This is a genomic window from Ktedonospora formicarum (genome assembly GCF_016587355.1).
GTDB lineage: Bacteria > Chloroflexota > Ktedonobacteria > Ktedonobacterales > Ktedonobacteraceae > Ktedonobacter > Ktedonobacter formicarum.
Genome location: NZ_BNJF01000001.1, coordinates 974,569 through 990,868, shown reverse-complemented (window position 1 = coordinate 990,868; position 16,300 = coordinate 974,569). Strand labels below are relative to the sequence as shown.

Here is a 16,300-nt window from a genome sequence, read left to right as displayed (position 1 = left end):
CTGCATGTACCAGCGCTGTTTAGGTGGCAATGCTTTTTGTAGAAATCTCTTATTCGCTTTTTATGCTCTCTTCAGCTTCTTAGACGGCACTACTGCTGGGGCTCGCCTGCGTTTTACGCATGAGCAAGCGACCAGCCAGGTTGCAATAGCCAAGGGGATTCGCATGAACGGGATCTTCTGGGCGCGAAAGATGGGGGATACGCTGTTTCAGGAAGTTATAGAAGTAGAATACCCCACCGCCGATATTCAGCACGGGCTTGAAACTGGCCGCAACCGCGTCGCGGTCACTCTGTCGCCATGCAGCCGCGACGAATGAGGCAATCTCGCTTCCGACCTGAGATACGGATTCTTTGACCAGCCGTTCTAGCTCAAACTTGCTGATTGCGGTCCCATAGGAGGAGACCTCTGGATAGTTGCTCTCGCCTTGTGACGCGAAGGCATGCATGATCTCGCGCGCTTCAAAGAGGGAGAGTGGGCGGTCATATTTGTTCTCAAAGGCGTCCATGACCATCTGTGTGGCACGTTCAACGCCCAGTGGCTTACCTTTACAGTATTCGGTCACAGGTACCTGTCCGCGAGCAACATACAGGTCTGTGGTACGTCCACCAATGTCAATGACAGCGCTTTCAGTGGTCTGGCTATTCGATTTGTCACCGTAGGCAATAAGGGCTCCTGCTCCTTCCATGACCACAGTGGCCACCTCGACGGTAACGCGGCGCATAGTCTGGCTTCCATTGAGGGTAAAGATGTAGGTGCCGTCCAGCGCGGCTTTAATGGAACTCCGCAACGCTGAGTTTTTGATATAAGTTTCCGCGGGTAGTCCGGTGACGACGTAGATGCCAAACTCTGTATCGGGAATGAGGGTTGCCGCGATTGTGAGCAGGCTGCGTAGGCTATATTTGCCTGAATAACGTTGAATGTCGCCGCGTCCATGATAGACGTCGATAGACTGTTGAAGCGCGAGATCACCCAGTGCGTAAGCGTTCTCTTCTTCATAGAATTGAATGATGTGAACATTTGGCTGGTCAAGCTTGATGCCAAGGTTACGCATGGCTGTCGTATCGACCTTAGAGAATGCGGTAGGTAGGCTTAGTGAGTTGATTTTGCCATTGATAACTGTGACTCCACCAATCTCTGCATTGCCAAAATCATGGCCATAGGGATACCATTTCATGAAAATAGGGTCCTTCTTCGCTTGCTAATGTGAATATTTGCAAATTATAGATTCTCGTCCTGTTGTAATTAAACGATTGAGTTCCGCGTTAGTATCGTATCATAGGTCAGGTACACCTCCAATAGATCTATTCTCATGTCTGAGTACTATAGTAAAAGAAGGTCAGTGAAGAGTGATGCCCTACAACTATTAGGAGATATGCCAGGTGTCCAAGAAATATCTGCCTATTGAAGACTATGGAATGATTGGTGATCTGCATACCGTCGCGCTGATAGGGAAAAATGGCTCGATTGATTGGTGTTGCCTGCCGCGTTTCGACGCTCCTAGCGTCTTCGGTCGCTTGCTCGACGCTGAAAAGGGGGGCTTCTTTTGTATTGCTCCGCCCGAGACGATTACTGCCGGATTGCGTCAATTGTACTGGCCCGAGACGAATATCCTGATTACACGCTTTCTCACTAATGATGGTGTTGGACAGATTACTGATTTTATGCCTGTCTATCCCGCTCAACGGCTGGGTTATCAACATCAGATTATCCGTATCGTTAAGGTCGTGCGTGGATCGCTGTCGTTTCACCTAAATTGTCGGCCTGCTTTTAATTACGCACGTGAGGGCCATGAATTGCAGCTTTCTGAGTCCGGGGCTCTCTTTCAGAGTAGCGAGTTAAGCCTGGCACTTGATTCCAGTGTCCCTATTGAGGCGGATGGTATGGGAGGCGTGCAAGCCACGTTTACGTTACAGGAGGGCGAATCGGCATACTTTTCACTAGAGTGTGTGACTGAGGGCGAGTTGGTCATTCATTACTATCCCCACTATTACGAAGAAGCCTTTTTGAAGACGCGCTCCTATTGGCATAACTGGCTGTCTCAATGTCAGTACCTTGGTCGCTGGCGTGAGATGGTGCGGCGTTCGGCGCTTGTGCTCAAGTTGTTGACGTATGCACCAACTGGCGCGATTGTTGCCGCTCCAACTACCAGCCTGCCAGAGACCATTGGCGGCGCACGCAACTGGGATTATCGCTTTACCTGGCTGCGTGACGCGGCCTTTACTCTATATAGCTTGCTTCTGCTGGGATTTTCACAGGAGGCTGAGGCGTTCATGGGTTGGTTGAACGCTCGCTGTCATGAGATTGAAGAGAATGGAGCACTTCAACCAATTTATGGTATTGATGGAGCTCATGATCTCTCTGAACATACTTTAGATCACCTGGAGGGGTATCTGAGTAGTCGTCCTGTGCGCGTGGGGAATGGTGCATATAATCAGAAGCAACTCGACATTTATGGTGAATTGATGGACGCCATTTACATTTACAATCGCTACGAAGATGTCTCCTATGATCTCTGGCAGAATTTGCGTCGTTTGCTTTCCTGGTTGAGTCTGCATTGGCATGAACCTGATGAGGGCATCTGGGAGGTTCGCGGGGGCGCGAAGAATTTTGTCCATTCGCGCTTGATGTGCTGGGTTGCCTTTGATCGTGCTATACGTCTGACTCGCCATCGCGGCTGGTATGCGCCGTTGGATGAATGGTTGCGTACCAGTGGCATCATTTATGAAGAGATGATGCAGCGAGGTTGGAATGAAGAGAAGCAAAGTTTTGTGCAATATTATGGCAGCAATGCGATTGATGCCAGCGCGCTATTGATTACCATTACAAAGTTTTTGGGAGCTACCGATCCGCGTATGTTGAGTACGATAGCGCGTGTTCAGTCCGATTTAAGTCGTGATTCATTGGTCTATCGTTACCTTCCATCCGTTGCCGCAGATGATGGTTTGCGCAGTCAAGAGGGGGTCTTCAGCCCCTGTAGTTTCTGGCTTGCCGAAGCGCTGGCGAATGCGGGCCAGTTGGAGGAAGCGCGCCTGATTTTGGAGAATGTGTTTACCTATGCCAATCACCTTGGTCTCTATGCAGAGGAGATTGGCCCCACAGGAGAGGCGCTGGGTAACTATCCGCAGGCCTTCACCCATCTCTCGCTTATTACGGCTTGCCATACGGTGGATCAGGCGCTCAATAGTCCGTTGCTACGTTATCGTAGCCGCGACCTCTCCATGCTTCCTCTTTACAAGGGATAGATTCTGTGTCCCCACAATCTATCCTGAACTCAGCACCATCTTAAGCGTTTTGAGGAATTATAGGATATGAGCCGGTTTGCTATTGATAACTCGCCCGTATTCCATAGCCCTTCAAGACGCTTAAGCCGTAAGTGTCAGGAGTGCGTCGAAAAGCTTCCTTCATACGTATGGAATTCAGGAGCGATGGAGGTACTACAGATGCTACGTTCGCAGGTTCGCAGGCGTGGAGATTGTATAATAGAATAAAAAGCTTCTCTATTACATAAGCGATAGAAACGGCTTCATTTTTACCTCATGAGGAGGAATTTAAATGTATTGTCCTACATGTCATGTTGAGAACGCGGCTGAGGAAATTATTTGTACCAGGTGTGGCACTGAGTTGGTAGAGAGGTCTCAAAGCCTGGTCACAACACATCATTCAAACTTACCAGCGGTTTTATATAATCCACGGGTTTCGAAGAGTGTTGCGGCTGGCGTTGGTGCTCTCGCGCTTGGGGTTGGTATTGAGCTCTTGCGCCGTAATTTGCTGGCTCGTCTAATGCCGTCGTCTAAAATGGTCGCCAGCGCCTTACCCTCTGTGAAGGATATCAAAGATGTACTTATGCCTCAGCAGGAGAAGAGCACCAAGCTTCCAAAGGGATATGAGATCCAGGAGACGGTTGTGTATATGCAGCGTGTAATTCGGCGCGGTCATTAAGGCTCAATGATGGTTCATTGGCCTGTTTGATTGGACGCGCCCATCATTGAAGTAGAGATTTTGTCTATGGCTTTGGTCCTGCGTGAGAAGCATGTGCGTATGCTCTTGAGCATGCAAGATACGGTGGCGGTGTTGGAGAAGGCTTTCAACGCTCAGGCACAGGGAATGGTCATTAATCAGCCACGCAATCGGCTTGTATTGGCAAATGGAGTATTGAATATTCTAGCTGCCGCGGCACCGACTTTCGGTGTGCTGGGATACAAGACGTATACTGCCTTTCGTGATGGTGTGCGCTTTGTTGTCATGCTCTATAGTGCGCGTGATGGACGCTTACAGGCAATTGTCGAGGCTGAATGGCTTGGCGCGATGCGTACTGGCGCGGTCAGCGCGCTCGCGACAAAATATCTGGCACGTCCAGATGCGCGCGTAGTCGGATTGTTTGGCTCTGGCAAGCAAGCAGTCACTCAGCTTATGGGTGTGTGTGCTGTTCTGGATATTGCATCGATACGTGTATATAGCCGCGATGTGCAGATGTGTGAGCGGTTTTGTCGCGAGATGGCGCAGGTGTTAGGCGTAGAGGTTATTCCTGTTCCTACGGCTCGTGAGGCGGTTATCGATTCTGATATCATCATCACCGCGACAACTGCGGGGGAGCCAGTGTTCCAGGGGGAATGGCTTCAACCAGGTTGCCATATCAACGCTATTGGCTCAAACTGGTCGCGTAAGCGCGAGATCGATTTTACAACCCTTCAGCGCAGTTCTCTAGTCGTGACGGACTCACTTGAACAGGCCATGGAGGAGGCAGGAGATCTAATCATTCCCGCTAACGAGGGGCTATTTGATTGGAATAGCGTCTATGAATTGGCGGAAGTGATTAGTAGTGAACGCTATGATGGACCCTGGCGCGAGACACCCGAAGATATCACCTTGTATAAGGGGCTGGGTATCGCTCTGGAAGATGTTGTGACTGCTGCTCATGTCTATCATCTGGCATGTGCGCAAGGCCTTGGTGAGGAGTTGAATCTCCTTTCCTGAGATTGGATTTCTTATAGCAATACACGTTTGAGGAAGAAGAGATAACGTGCTCGTATGTATTTCACGTCTGAGGTCTAGATTGCGGTCTGGGGCCATAGCTTCGCTTTGCCTTGTTGCCCTGGCTTTGTTTTTGGTATCCTGTGGCTCAAGTACAGGAGCTTTGGGTGGTGATTGGCAAGCAAGCAGTCTACAGAAAAGCGAAGTGCGTGCCCTGGCAGCGCAACCTGATGATCCCAACCAGCTCTATGCGGGGGATCAACAGGGACAGATATGGAACAGTTCCGATGGCGGTAGCCACTGGCAAGCCAGGGGAGCAAAACTTGCGTCTGGCAGCGCTATTCAATCTCTTGCCTTCGATGTCGCTGGCAAGAATTTATATGCCGCGACGGCACAGGGACTATTTAGCAGTTCGGACTATGGACGAAATTGGCAAAATTTGACTGGTCAGGCGACATCGCTTCCTCAGACCAGCTATACCGCGCTGGCTTTTGATGATGTGCGTTCTCAACATATCTTTGTAGGGACGGCCACGCAAGGGGTGTATGTAAGCGGTGATAATGGGAAGACATGGAAGCGCGTTGGCTCTGACCTGCCTCCTAGCATACAGATCAAACAGCTTGCCTATGATCTGACCTCGCGTCAACTCTGGGCCGCTACTTCGGCGGGTGTGTATCGTTCTGATAATCAGGGGGAGAGTTGGATAAACCTGACATCCAGTTTGCCAGGCGATCTCCAGACAAATGTCGTCATGCCTGCTCCTGTGGGTGGTGGAAAACCTGGCTTGATTTACCTGGGGACGAACAAGGGGACCTTCCAATCGGTCGACAATGGTGCTCACTGGGAGCAAGGACGATCACCTATTCCTGGTCTGCAAATTTCTAGCATCCTTGTTGATTTCCGTCAGCAGCAAACCTCCGTTCCTATCTACATTGGCACCAATATCGGTCCCTTGCGTAGTGATGATGAAGGCCAAACCTGGCGTAGTATCGCATCTGGTTGGCCGAAAGGCCTGCCTGCATATACTATGGCTCTGGGTGGGAAAGAGTACGCTACTCTCTTTGTCGCCAGCCGCGATGCAGTCTATCAGTATCCAGGTACAAATGGCGGTTTTGGCGTTGATCGCCTGCTTCCAATTTTGAGCGCGGTGGTACTCTTTGGTCTGCTCTATTGGTTCTTGCAGCGCAAGCAGAAGAGGAGAGGGGCTCCTGACAAGGAGAGATAGAAAAGGATTTCGGACTCGTTAAATGATCCTGTAAGATGTTGCGCGCAACATCTTACAGGATCATTTAGTATTCTTAACTATGGATGATGAGCGCCAAGGAAGGCGACTGCCAGATATAGCAGATAGAGAAAGATACAGAGTAGAATAATCGAGCTATAACAGGTGAGAGACCAGGCGCGGCGTGAATTAAGCGCCTGACGCAACTGCTCCGCCATGTCGGGTGGGTCTAGTTCCAGCTCTGGGTGCAGTTCTTGTAGCTGGGGCAACATGGCACGGAAATCCTTGGCGTTGCTCATCCCTTCGGCCAGAATAATTGTCTCTCCATCAGTCAGGTCGGCCATAAGCACAAGCTTGGAAGGAGTAGGATCGCCAGGAACCAGCGTCAGACCTTTCAGCTCTTCCAGAGGTAGGCGTACTTCTTTGTCTTCCTCTGGAGCGGTCACAACAAGCTCATCCTGGTAGAGCTGTATTTCCTTGCCCATACCGAATCGTACGACGCTGAGAGGATATTTGCTAGCGGCTTCGTTCTCGCTCATTAGAAATTGTTCTCGCTTGATGAATGTAGATTATTTCGCCTACGATTGTACTGCATATTGAGGCAGGCGTCGAGAGGGAAACCCCATGCATAAAAGATAGTTACTAACTGGTGCAGCGATCCCTCACACTTTTCACCGGATGGTATAAGCACAATACAGTAACCCACACATCAGCTAAATAAGAATGCCTGTGAGCGTAAACGTGCTTTCTTGACAGAGAACGTATTTCAACATACAATCATCACAGAACGTCGAAGCAACCAGAGAAAGTTGCGGATTTATGGCACAAGTTGGACTGCTTGAAGATAATGTACGAATTGCCCGTTTGTGCGCAACGATGCTGCAATACGCGGGGCATCAAGTGACAGTCTATGACCATGCAAGCGAATGCTTGCAGGCGCTTCTTCCTGGTTTGCCTTTTACCGAAGGGCAAGCTTCTTTATCTCAAACCACATGCCCAGGCACTGTGTTGCCAGTTGATGTGTTGATCCTCGACCTGCATCTTCCCGATATTGACGGGTTGGAAGTTCTGCGTTACCTGCAGGCCTCTCCACAGACGCGCCAATTGCCCTTGATCTTTTGCACTGCTGCTGCTCAGAACGAAATTGAGCAGGCTCTTGATATTGCTCCACACGCCAGCCTCATCGAAAAGCCCTTCACTTTCAAGGACCTCACGACCACTATTTCTAGCGTCCTGCCCTCCGCGACGAAATGACCTCATACCTGAGATAATGCCTGTTTTTCCTGTGCATAGTCGAGTGTTATAGCAATGAATTGGCGGAGTGGAGGGGTAATGTGGAGGGGATGCCAGGCTAGGGCCAGAGTCATCGTTGGCGGTTTGCCTTCTAGTGGGCGATAGACGACGCCAGTGGTGCGTAACAAGCGACATGAAGAAGGCACCAGGGCAACTCCAAGTTCAGCCGCCACCAGCCCTAAAGTCGTTTGCATACTATTGGTCTCTTGCGCGACCCGCATCGTAAAGCCTGCCTGCTGACAATACGCGATAGCCTGATCGTAGGTCCCCGGATTCCAAGCTCGCGGATAGGTGAGAAATCCTTCATCCTTGAGCTGCGTTATTATGACCTGAGATTGCCTCGCGAGTCGATGGTGTTCTGGAAGTGCTACCAGGAGCGGCTCATCGCAGATAGTCTGGAGTGTCAGTTCTTCATCCGCTATTGGTGGGTGAAGTAAGCCAGCCTGAATTGTTTTGGTATGTAGTGCTTGTACCACTTCCACGGTAAACATGCCATGCAGTCCGATAGCGACGCGAGGAATTTGCCTGTGGAAGCGCTGCATCAGCTCGGGGATGGCCTCTGCTGTAGCTGAACTGACGAAGCCAATTTCCAGATGACCTATCTCTCCCTGGTGAGCCTGATGCGCGACCTGGATGGCGCGTTCCGCCTGCGCAATGGTCTTGCGTGCCTCTTCCAGGAAAGCCTCTCCTGCCGTGGTGAGGGTCACACTACGACGTGTGCGATGGAAGAGTGGAACACCTATCTCTTGTTCGAGCTGCCGTATCTGCTGGCTTAGAGGCGGTTGTGCGATGTGTAATTGCTCAGCCGCCTTACTAAAGTGGAGCTGTTCCGCGACCGCGATAAAGTAGCGTAGATGCCGTAGTTCCATGATGTGCGATTTGGCCTCTGTCAATGCTTTATTCTGACAACTGGCCCATTATAGCACCTCCTAGGGATTGCCAGTGTCTCGTCAGAGCCCCTTTGCATTCTTTTGGGATTCTAGAGGGAGGCAAGATACGCATGAACCTCATTTGCATCATGAAGATCCAGGGCATGGAGCGCAATATCGCGAGCCTGGGTTGTGCTATAGTGTCTCAGGCGTTGCTTGACGAGCGGAATGGTGCCAGGAGTCATACTGAACTCGTCCAATCCCAGGCCAAGTAAAACGGGCGTAGCGAGTGGATTACCAGCCAGTTCGCCGCAAAGACCTACCCACTTGCCATGTGCATGAGCGGCATCACTTACCATACGTATTAGGCGGAGAACCGCAGGATGCAGGGCATCAGCCAGATAGGCTACCGTAGCATTGGTGCGATCAGATGCCAGGACATATTGCGTCAAATCATTGGTTCCAATACTAAAGAAGTCAACCAGGGGGGCAAGCACATCTGACATGAGTGCCGCCGAAGGAACCTCAATCATGATTCCTATCTCTACCTCGCGCGCGTAGCTTGCCTTGCGTGCCTCTAATGTCGCTTGAGCCTGCTTTACCTGTTCCTGAAGTGCTTTAATCTCTTCCCTAGTACTCACCATAGGAAACATGATGCGTAGGCGATGTCCTTCGCCTGCTCGCAGGAGCGCGCAGAGTTGGGATTGGAATAGGGGGGGGTGCTTCAGAGCCAGGCGCGCGCCACGAATGCCTAGAAAGGGATTCATCTCCTTTGCCATCTCCAGATAGGGCGCAGGTTTATCGCCGCCAATATCAAATGTACGTATGACGACTGGGCGTTGCTGCATGGCCTGGAAGATATCGCGATAAATGGTGTATTGTTCTTGCTCGGAGGGGGCACTGTCTCGCTCTAGAAAGAGAAATTCGGTACGTAGCAGACCAATGCTATCCGCGCCCTGGCGCAGCGCCTCTTCTACCTGCTCAGGTGCCCCCACATTGGCACCAACTTCTATCAGGTGATCATCTGCGGTACGCGCGGGCTGCTGAGCAGAGGCAAAAGCATCTTTATTTGTGCGTGCTAACGTCTGTGCTCGCTGCTCATAGTCTGTGAGTGTGGCTGTGTCCGGATCAAGAAATATTTCGCCAGCCGTGCCATCAACGATCACCTGTGCGCCTTCGCGTAGTTGATCGATGGCCTGTCCTAGTCCGGTTACAGCGGGAATTCCCAGCGCCTTAGCTAAAATAGCGACATGTGAGGTGGGTCCACCCTCTGCGATACAGAAGGCCCGAATCTTCTGGCTGTCAAATGTGACGGTTTCAGAGGGAGTCAGGTCTGGAGCGATAAGAATGACAGGCTCTGTAATGTGGGGTTTCTGCTCTTGTTCTCCCTGTAGAATGCGCAGGATGCGTTGAGCAACATCTTCCAGATCGGTGGCGCGAGCAGAGAGATAAGGATCTTCTATTGCTCGCATCTGGGCTGCGTATTGTTTAGTTGCCTCCTGCCAACTATAGTCGGCGTTTATCTGTTGCTCAATCATCTCATGGACATGCTCTAAGAGGTCTGGATCGGAAAGAAACATCTCATGGGCTTCGAAGATTTCGGCCTCGCGAGCGCCAACGCTTCCCTGAGCCTGGAGCGCAAGCTCATGTATCTCCTGCTTTCCTTGCAAGAGAGCAGCCTCAAGACGTTCCTTCTCCACCTGTGGATTGGCATTTTCACGGCGTGAAATGATAAGTTTATGCCCCATATAGTGATGAGCTGGGCCAATAGAGATGCCAGGAGAGGCCCCAATGCCACGCAGGGTTCTTGTTGACATATGTCTTCTACTGCGCCTCCTGAAAGTTGCGGTGAATGAGCTCATAGAGGACTGTCACCGCGTCCTGAGCATCTTCGCCTTCCGCTGTGATGCGTAAGCGATCATGCGCTTGAATTCCCGCTGAGAGGAGGCGGAGTACGCTTTTCGCGTTAACAGGAGCGCTTCCCTTCGTGATATTCTCGATAGAGATGGTTGAGGTGAATTGTGATGCTTGTTTGGCAAAGATAGCGGCGGGGCGGGCATGTAAGCCGACTTCGTGTTCGATTGTGACCTCTTTTGATGTTGTCAATGGTCTCTCCCTTTTTATGAATGCACTGTGTGAGAAGATAGGGTAATATCTGATGAGCTTGAGAATTGCACGATCATTATTCAGACTTTTGTGGTTTAAGGTGAATAATACCCTCTCTGGCTGTCTGTACGGCAATACTGGCGAGTTCCTCAATAGTCGAGTTCGCTCGGAGGGTGAGTATCTCAAGTAGCATCGGCAAATTCGTACCACAGATGACCTGAGTCTTGTCATTCGCCAGATGCAGGCCAGCGTTAGCTGGACTTCCCCCCAGGATATCTACCAATATCAGAGCTCCGCCCAGATCTCCCACTTGCTGGATAGCGATTTGAATTTCGTCGCGCAATACGGCAAGATCTGCCTGGGGGGCCATTCCAAGGGCTACCAGGCGCTCCTGGGGGCCGACAATCATTTCGGCAGCATCTTTCAATCCCTTTGCCAGAGATCCGTGTGACACAAGGATTATTCCGATCAAGCCCGTTCCTCTCTTTTAGACTTCTAGCACAAAAAGGATATCCTGTCCGGCCTTGACAGCTCCGCTAGCGCGCTGAGTCACGCTCCCTGTGCCAGATGAGACGACCGGACTTATGACAGGCCTACCCAGGCGCTCAATCGTGGCACGGTCAAAGCGCACGATTGGCGTTCCGGCTTGAACCTGCTGCCCTTCCGTGGCGATGTTCGTAAAGCCTTCGCCATTGAGTTCAATCGTATCAAGGCCGATGTGAACGATCAATTCAACCCCTTCAGGTGTGGCAATGCCAAAAGCGTGCCCACCAGGAAAGAGCTTGATCAATTCGCCAGAGACGGGAGCGACAGCGATGGTTCCGGTGGGATCGATGGCGACGCCGTCGCCAGCCATCTTTTGCGCAAAGACCTCATCGGGAACAGTTTCCAGTGCGACGGCGGTACCGTCAATTGGTGCCAGGACAGGAATGCGAGCCATGAGTTTCCTTCGTTCTACTACTTATGCGATAGTCAGTGAGTGGGTCGCGACAGCGACATGGTAACCCTTTCAAGCGCACGCCGTGTCACGACCCTGTTTCGCATAAGACCTAAGCGTTTTCGACGCTACTCTTCTCTTTGATAATACGGTTCATACGGCTGGCAATGCGATCTGATTGCGTTCCCATTACCACCTGTACTACTTTACCACGCTTGATAACACCTGACGCACCCAGACCCTTGAGGCGATCCTCATCGATGGTGCTCGGCTCATTGATGAAAAGGCGCAGGCGGGTAATACAGCCCTCGACGCTCTGGATATTGCTACTTCCACCCAGGGCCTCAACAACATGACGAGCCAGAACTGTGTCTTGATCCTCTTCTCCAGCAGACGCGGCCTCAGTGGTTTCAGTTGTTGTGCTTACAGCGCCTTTTGTTGGCTTTGGACCACGCTGACTTTCAGGAAGAATCCAGTCCGCGCTCATCCCAGTCGATGCCTCACCACGACCAGGAGTTGCCAGGTCAAAGCGTTTGATGAAGAAGCTAAAGAGGAAGTAATAGATCACTCCGTAAATGACGCCAATCAGCAGAAGCAGCAGTGGCTGAGTCGTGTTTGACTTGCTGTAGTTCAGCACATAGTCGATAAGACCCGCTGAGAAGCCAAAACCAATCCTGACTCCCAGGAGTGTGCAGATCGCCAGAGCTGTGCCGGTCAGGAGGGCATGAATAACGAAGAGCACAGGCGCGACGAAGAGGAAGGCGAACTCGATTGGCTCAGTAATACCCGTCAGGAACGAGGTGAAGGCTGCTGTGAGCAGGATACCAGCCGCTACTTTCGGGAACTTCGCGTGCCGGATCATTGCCAGGCATGCGCCCGGAAGGCCAAACATCATGACGGGGAAGAAGCCAGCCATAAAGTTTCCGGCAGTTGGATCTCCAGCGAAGTAGCGATTGAGATCACCTGTAACAGTCGTGTTGTGCACTGTATCATGGAAGGTGCCAAGCTGCTGCCAGACATAGACATTGATGACCTGATGCAGGCCAACTGGAATGAGCAGGCGATTCAAGAAGCCATAGATGCCCGTGCCGATGGCCCCTGATGAGATAATAGCCGTACCCATAGCGTTAATGACGTTCTGGATGGGAGGCCAGATATATCCAAAGACGATACCCAGGATGAGCATTGTGAAGGCGGTGATGATGGGAACAAAGCGCCTACCGCCGAAGAATGCCAGATAATCGGGGAGGCGTATATCATGGAAGCGCTTATACAGCCCCGCCGTGATCAGACCAACCATAATACCGGAGAGTACACCCATGCTGACGTGAGGATCAGGCTTGCCGTCAACCTGAGGAATGACGACACTGAAGACCGATGTAAAGACAAAGAAACCAACAATACCAGCGAGCGCAGCCGCGCCCTCTCCTCCTGTGAGACCAATTGCGATACCAATCGCGAAAATAGCGGGAAGATTGCTGAAGACGGCATTGCCTGCCGCTGCCAGCCAGGGGCCAAATGTGTGGCTCCCAATAGCCGACATCCAGGGGAGCGAGATCATGTCATCCTGCCCGAAACGGAGCAGCAATGCTGCCGCCGGTAACACAGCGATGGGGAGCATGAGAGAACGTCCCATGCTCTGTAATCCGCCCAGGATGCGGTCCCAGACTCCCATGTTGGAGGGCCCGGAAACCTGAGTTTGTGTGGCGGGAGTGCCAATACTCATTGTGTTATGCTCCTCTTTGCTGCGAATCTGGCGCAATGGAAGGCTCGTTTTTAGCGTTGAGTCTCCATATGCGCATTTTCGTCGTCAATACGATTTAAGATGGTAAAAAGGCCGTTTTGAATACTATACAACCATTGTAAATAGCAGGCGAGCATTGCCTCGCATGTGTATTACTTGCACCTCCTTTACTCTATATGGGTTATCTGGGGCTGTGAGGTATTCCCCTGGCGTGTTTGTTGAGGGAAAGAAAAACTTGAGCGTGTATGATTGCCATCGCGCTTCTCAATGGGAAATTGAATTTCAGTAAGGTGCGATTCAAGATCACCATCGCGTTGTAGGCAGATCTTACGGCAATGACCAGTGATGGTATAGTCGTTAATCTGAAGCCACATCCCAAGTGCCTGATAGGTCTCCATCATCGTGGAGGGGTTCCCATGGTGAAGGAGGGTTGCCAGAGTATTCACTCCGGGTAGTTCGCGGATCGTAATTTGCCCTCCACTCAACTCGACGATATTGCCTACTGAAGAACTATTGACGGGTACCGCGATCTCTACTGCCCCGGTGTCGTCTTCGTGGTAACCACCATCATGTTCGATATAGAGGAGATGATCGACTTGTTTGACGCCATGGCGCTGTAGAAAATCGAGCATCTCATTCGCGAGTTGATTCCTCTGGACCATATTAGCAACGATCTTGCGACTGGAAGCCACAATCTGAGGCTTAACCTTCTTGATGGTGACCTCATGAGTTAATCTGGCATCATCGGTTTCAATCTGTCGCAGGCGAGATTCGACTCGTTCCAAACGCTCTTGTTCCGCTTGCACACGCTGTTGGAGTTCAACCTGTTTGAGGCGAAGCATGCCACGTATCTGGGCTGGAGGAACCTCTTCATCGAGAAGCTGGACAATTTGCGAAAGCTCAAACCCCAGGTCTTTGAAGGCTAAAATACGATTCAGGCGGGGTAACTGGTCAATAGAGTAATAGCGATACCCCGTAAGTGGATCGACCTGGACAGGCTTCAGCAGCCCAATCTCATCATAGTAGCGAAGTGTGCGCATGGACACCTGGCTCAACCTTGAGAAATCGCTAATCTTGAACAAGGCTCTATCCTTCTTCTCTATGGATTGCTACGAAAACCATTCTCCACGTGAGGAGGCGATGCCCCTGGCGTGGCTAGCGTTGACACACTCAGGTTTTCGGATAAGAAGCTATCCAGATTTCCAGAGAGGTGGAACGCGTCGTTGTGTTCCGGTTGAAGTTATTATTAAGCATAAACTTTACCGTGACGTGAAAGTCAAGATGCATTTCGACCAAATTTCAGGTCAATTAGAATCTAAAGAGAAAGTGAGGCTATGTCAATGGTATACAACTTTGTATGCTGTGTATACATAAAAGGAAGCCAGGAGAGAGTACGAAATGTAGCTTCTCCTGGCTTCCTGTTGTTGCGACGTAAGTGCGAGTGAGGATCTGTTTATCGCTCGCTTGTGTTAGTGTGTTGTGATGGGCGTTGTGTGCTGGTGGACCCAGAGGTCATCCGCTGGCACATTTCCATAAGATTCTGTGCGGCCTCTTGAGGCGTGATGCCTGCTGCCTGAGCAGCGCTGTTGATATCCGTTTGAGTGATATTGCGGCTGTCACCATGATTATCATTGACTTTACCGCAACCACAACTAACGCACATTGATCAACTCCTTACGTGTCTAAAGAGACAGCTTGCGTGTATCTACGAAGTTTCGGTCCGCGTGATGGGACTAGACGCGAGCAAAGGCATCGTGCATGATCGAATCGATCTGCTGGTGAAGCTTTTGAGCATAGATCGCTGTCTTTTCGCCAGTGATCCAGGCTGCCTCACGTGCGGTCTGAAGCTTGCGGCTATCATTGGGAAGTCCGCGCGAGATTGGAGTGCGTGGTGTCTGGCGATCGATGAATTCGCGCAGGCCAGAGCGCTGCTGATGCTGCTGGCTGGCGCCGAAATCAACGAAGCCACCATCGATTCCAAGATGGCGGAACTGCCACCAGCGACCGTCGCTGGCATTGTACCAGGTGATGTATCCGCCGGGCAGGACCTGGCGAGGCTCCTGAACAGCGCCGGTATAGCTATAGCGCTCCCCATTCGCGCGAACTGGCTCATAGTAGGATGGGGTCACGAAATCAGAAACGAGAATGTCATTAACGGTGTAAGCAAAGTCAGCACCCTGACAAGGATCGCAGATGCCAAGTAAATATTGAACGCGGCCATGATCCTTCTTCAGTGAAGGTCCTGCGACCAGGCAATTGCCGTACGCGTCGGCTAGTAGTTCCAGAACCTCATGACTGGCGCTTAATGACCAGCTATGTGAATACTGAACGATGGCGTAGGGTTGCCCCTGCTCATCCAAGTGGAAGCCGAGAGCATGATCGGGAACGTTGGCGCGAACGATCACTGGATTGTACCCCAGGGGGACATCCTCAAGGCGGCTGAAGGCGTCAACTGTACCTTCGATATTCCACAAGGGCGTAAAGTCGCGGGTGACCTGCTTTTGCAGTGCGGCTGCGACACGTGTAAGCTCCGCTGTGCTAATGGCGTCTGTCTCTGATATCAGAGCAATATGTGAGGGCATCATAAAATGTTTCTCTCCTCAAAGCTTGCTAAAACGATAGATGTGGCGAGAGGGGAGCGCTTAGGCAAATTATGCTTGTACGTTCCCTTCGTGTCTCTACACACAACGTACCCCGCCCGAAGCAAATATATATTTGCAAGAGGGCACATAAGAATGAGGATTGTGGAGGTGTCTCTCTTGAGGTGGGGAAGCAAGCGGCTAGCTTTTTGGCTTTCTGTATATAATAGCGGAGGGAAAGGGAAGATGTATTGCCAATCAATGAAGGAGGGTCAGACATGTCTCATTGTGAGAAGTGTGGTAATGAGTATGACAAGGCTTTTGAGGTCACAATGGCCGGTAAAAAGCATATTTTTGATAGCTTTGAATGCGCTATTGCTACCCTGGCTCCAACCTGCAAGCATTGTGGTTGCCGCATAGTTGGTCATGGCGTTGAGGCAAGTGGCACCATATATTGTTGCGCCCACTGCGCGCGTGAATCGGGCTCACAATCGATCCGAGATCGTGATGCCTAGCAGCTTATTACATATCATCCAGAAGCATAACAAGGCCAGCATTGTGCAATTCAATGCTGGCCTT

At 51.1% G+C, this 16,300-nt stretch carries 17 protein-coding genes; 6 read left to right on the top strand and 11 right to left on the bottom strand.

The genetic code is table 11. The annotated features are described in order from the left end of the window. Positions 1 to 79 precede the first annotated feature (79 nt). A complete protein-coding gene (locus K3T82_RS04365) occupies positions 80 to 1,174 on the bottom strand; it encodes a ParM/StbA family protein (RefSeq protein ID WP_220192266.1) in 1,095 nt (364 codons plus the stop codon). Positions 1,175 to 1,379: 205 nt separating this feature from the next. On the opposite strand from K3T82_RS04365, the gene K3T82_RS04360 reads away from it, so the two are divergent. The 4 genes from K3T82_RS04360 to K3T82_RS04345 all read left to right on the top strand — a co-directional run bounded on the left by K3T82_RS04360 (position 1,380) and on the right by K3T82_RS04345 (position 6,196). Next, the gene (locus tag K3T82_RS04360) at positions 1,380 to 3,242 is read left to right on the top strand and encodes a glycoside hydrolase family 15 protein (RefSeq protein WP_236031000.1); all 1,863 of its coding nucleotides are present in this window, start codon (positions 1,380 to 1,382) and stop codon (positions 3,240 to 3,242) included. Positions 3,243 to 3,552: 310 nt separating this feature from the next. Further along, positions 3,553 to 3,939, top strand: a complete 387-nt coding sequence (locus tag K3T82_RS04355; RefSeq protein WP_220192265.1) for a hypothetical protein — start codon at positions 3,553 to 3,555, stop codon at positions 3,937 to 3,939. A gap of 66 nt (positions 3,940 to 4,005) precedes the next feature. Then, a complete protein-coding gene (locus K3T82_RS04350; RefSeq protein ID WP_220192264.1) occupies positions 4,006 to 4,974 on the top strand; it encodes an ornithine cyclodeaminase family protein in 969 nt (322 codons plus the stop codon). Between the two features lie 160 nt (positions 4,975 to 5,134). After that, positions 5,135 to 6,196 carry a WD40/YVTN/BNR-like repeat-containing protein gene (locus tag K3T82_RS04345; RefSeq protein WP_220192263.1) on the top strand — a complete coding sequence of 354 codons (1,062 nt, stop codon included), beginning with the start codon at positions 5,135 to 5,137 and terminating at the stop codon, positions 6,194 to 6,196. A gap of 77 nt (positions 6,197 to 6,273) precedes the next feature. On the opposite strand, the gene K3T82_RS04340 is transcribed toward K3T82_RS04345, so the two are convergent. After that, positions 6,274 to 6,732: a hypothetical protein gene (locus K3T82_RS04340; protein WP_220192262.1), complete on the bottom strand. Its 459-nt coding sequence runs from the start codon at positions 6,730 to 6,732 to the stop codon at positions 6,274 to 6,276. A gap of 280 nt (positions 6,733 to 7,012) precedes the next feature. Here K3T82_RS04340 and K3T82_RS04335 point away from each other — a divergent pair, with 280 nt between their 5' ends. Beyond that, complete coding sequence (locus K3T82_RS04335; protein WP_220192261.1) at positions 7,013 to 7,447, top strand: response regulator; 435 nt, start codon at positions 7,013 to 7,015, stop codon at positions 7,445 to 7,447. A 2-nt stretch (positions 7,448 to 7,449) separates the two neighbouring features. Here K3T82_RS04335 and K3T82_RS04330 read toward each other — a convergent pair whose 3' ends face one another. From K3T82_RS04330 to K3T82_RS04290, 9 genes are all read right to left on the bottom strand, one after another. Further along, positions 7,450 to 8,355, bottom strand: a complete 906-nt coding sequence (locus K3T82_RS04330) for a LysR substrate-binding domain-containing protein (protein ID WP_220192260.1) — start codon at positions 8,353 to 8,355, stop codon at positions 7,450 to 7,452. Positions 8,356 to 8,465: 110 nt separating this feature from the next. Further along, the gene (gene ptsP / locus K3T82_RS04325) at positions 8,466 to 10,172 is read right to left on the bottom strand and encodes a phosphoenolpyruvate--protein phosphotransferase (protein WP_220192259.1); all 1,707 of its coding nucleotides are present in this window, start codon (positions 10,170 to 10,172) and stop codon (positions 8,466 to 8,468) included. Between the two features lie 7 nt (positions 10,173 to 10,179). Then, positions 10,180 to 10,461: an HPr family phosphocarrier protein gene (locus tag K3T82_RS04320; protein WP_220192258.1), complete on the bottom strand. Its 282-nt coding sequence runs from the start codon at positions 10,459 to 10,461 to the stop codon at positions 10,180 to 10,182. Positions 10,462 to 10,537: 76 nt separating this feature from the next. Further along, positions 10,538 to 10,933 (bottom strand): PTS sugar transporter subunit IIA, encoded by a 396-nt coding sequence (locus K3T82_RS04315; RefSeq protein ID WP_220192257.1) that lies wholly within the window; start codon positions 10,931 to 10,933, stop codon positions 10,538 to 10,540. Positions 10,934 to 10,948: 15 nt separating this feature from the next. Continuing rightward, complete coding sequence (locus tag K3T82_RS04310) at positions 10,949 to 11,401, bottom strand: PTS sugar transporter subunit IIA (RefSeq protein ID WP_220192256.1); 453 nt, start codon at positions 11,399 to 11,401, stop codon at positions 10,949 to 10,951. A gap of 109 nt (positions 11,402 to 11,510) precedes the next feature. Then, the gene (locus K3T82_RS04305) at positions 11,511 to 13,073 is read right to left on the bottom strand and encodes a PTS transporter subunit EIIC (RefSeq protein WP_420799289.1); all 1,563 of its coding nucleotides are present in this window, start codon (positions 13,071 to 13,073) and stop codon (positions 11,511 to 11,513) included. 236 nt (positions 13,074 to 13,309) lie between these two features. Next, positions 13,310 to 14,224 (bottom strand): MerR family transcriptional regulator, encoded by a 915-nt coding sequence (locus K3T82_RS04300; RefSeq protein ID WP_220192254.1) that lies wholly within the window; start codon positions 14,222 to 14,224, stop codon positions 13,310 to 13,312. A gap of 371 nt (positions 14,225 to 14,595) precedes the next feature. Next, positions 14,596 to 14,805, bottom strand: coding sequence for a hypothetical protein (locus K3T82_RS04295; protein WP_220192253.1), 210 nt, complete (start codon positions 14,803 to 14,805; stop codon positions 14,596 to 14,598). A gap of 70 nt (positions 14,806 to 14,875) precedes the next feature. Then, a complete protein-coding gene (locus tag K3T82_RS04290; RefSeq protein WP_220192252.1) occupies positions 14,876 to 15,727 on the bottom strand; it encodes a hypothetical protein in 852 nt (283 codons plus the stop codon). 272 nt (positions 15,728 to 15,999) lie between these two features. Between K3T82_RS04290 and K3T82_RS04285 the strand changes: the two genes are divergently transcribed. Further along, positions 16,000 to 16,236 (top strand): hypothetical protein, encoded by a 237-nt coding sequence (locus K3T82_RS04285; protein WP_220192251.1) that lies wholly within the window; start codon positions 16,000 to 16,002, stop codon positions 16,234 to 16,236. Positions 16,237 to 16,300 lie beyond the last annotated feature (64 nt).

What these genes read in the sequence shown, in the direction of transcription:
- K3T82_RS04365 (WP_220192266.1), bottom strand. Translation starts at nt 1,174, where the DNA reads ATGAAATGGTATCCCTATGGCCATGATTTTGGCAATGCAGAGATTGGT.
- K3T82_RS04305 (WP_420799289.1), bottom strand. Translation starts at nt 13,073, where the DNA reads ATGGGAGTCTGGGACCGCATCCTGGGCGGATTACAGAGCATGGGACGT.
- K3T82_RS04285 (WP_220192251.1), top strand. Translation starts at nt 16,000, where the DNA reads ATGTCTCATTGTGAGAAGTGTGGTAATGAGTATGACAAGGCTTTTGAG.
- K3T82_RS04350 (WP_220192264.1), top strand. Translation starts at nt 4,006, where the DNA reads ATGGCTTTGGTCCTGCGTGAGAAGCATGTGCGTATGCTCTTGAGCATG.
- K3T82_RS04335 (WP_220192261.1), top strand. Translation starts at nt 7,013, where the DNA reads ATGGCACAAGTTGGACTGCTTGAAGATAATGTACGAATTGCCCGTTTG.
- K3T82_RS04310 (WP_220192256.1), bottom strand. Translation starts at nt 11,401, where the DNA reads ATGGCTCGCATTCCTGTCCTGGCACCAATTGACGGTACCGCCGTCGCA.
- K3T82_RS04330 (WP_220192260.1), bottom strand. Translation starts at nt 8,355, where the DNA reads ATGGAACTACGGCATCTACGCTACTTTATCGCGGTCGCGGAACAGCTC.
- K3T82_RS04355 (WP_220192265.1), top strand. Translation starts at nt 3,553, where the DNA reads ATGTATTGTCCTACATGTCATGTTGAGAACGCGGCTGAGGAAATTATT.
- K3T82_RS04295 (WP_220192253.1), bottom strand. Translation starts at nt 14,805, where the DNA reads ATGTGCGTTAGTTGTGGTTGCGGTAAAGTCAATGATAATCATGGTGAC.
- ptsP (WP_220192259.1), bottom strand. Translation starts at nt 10,172, where the DNA reads ATGTCAACAAGAACCCTGCGTGGCATTGGGGCCTCTCCTGGCATCTCT.
- K3T82_RS04290 (WP_220192252.1), bottom strand. Translation starts at nt 15,727, where the DNA reads ATGATGCCCTCACATATTGCTCTGATATCAGAGACAGACGCCATTAGC.
- K3T82_RS04340 (WP_220192262.1), bottom strand. Translation starts at nt 6,732, where the DNA reads ATGAGCGAGAACGAAGCCGCTAGCAAATATCCTCTCAGCGTCGTACGA.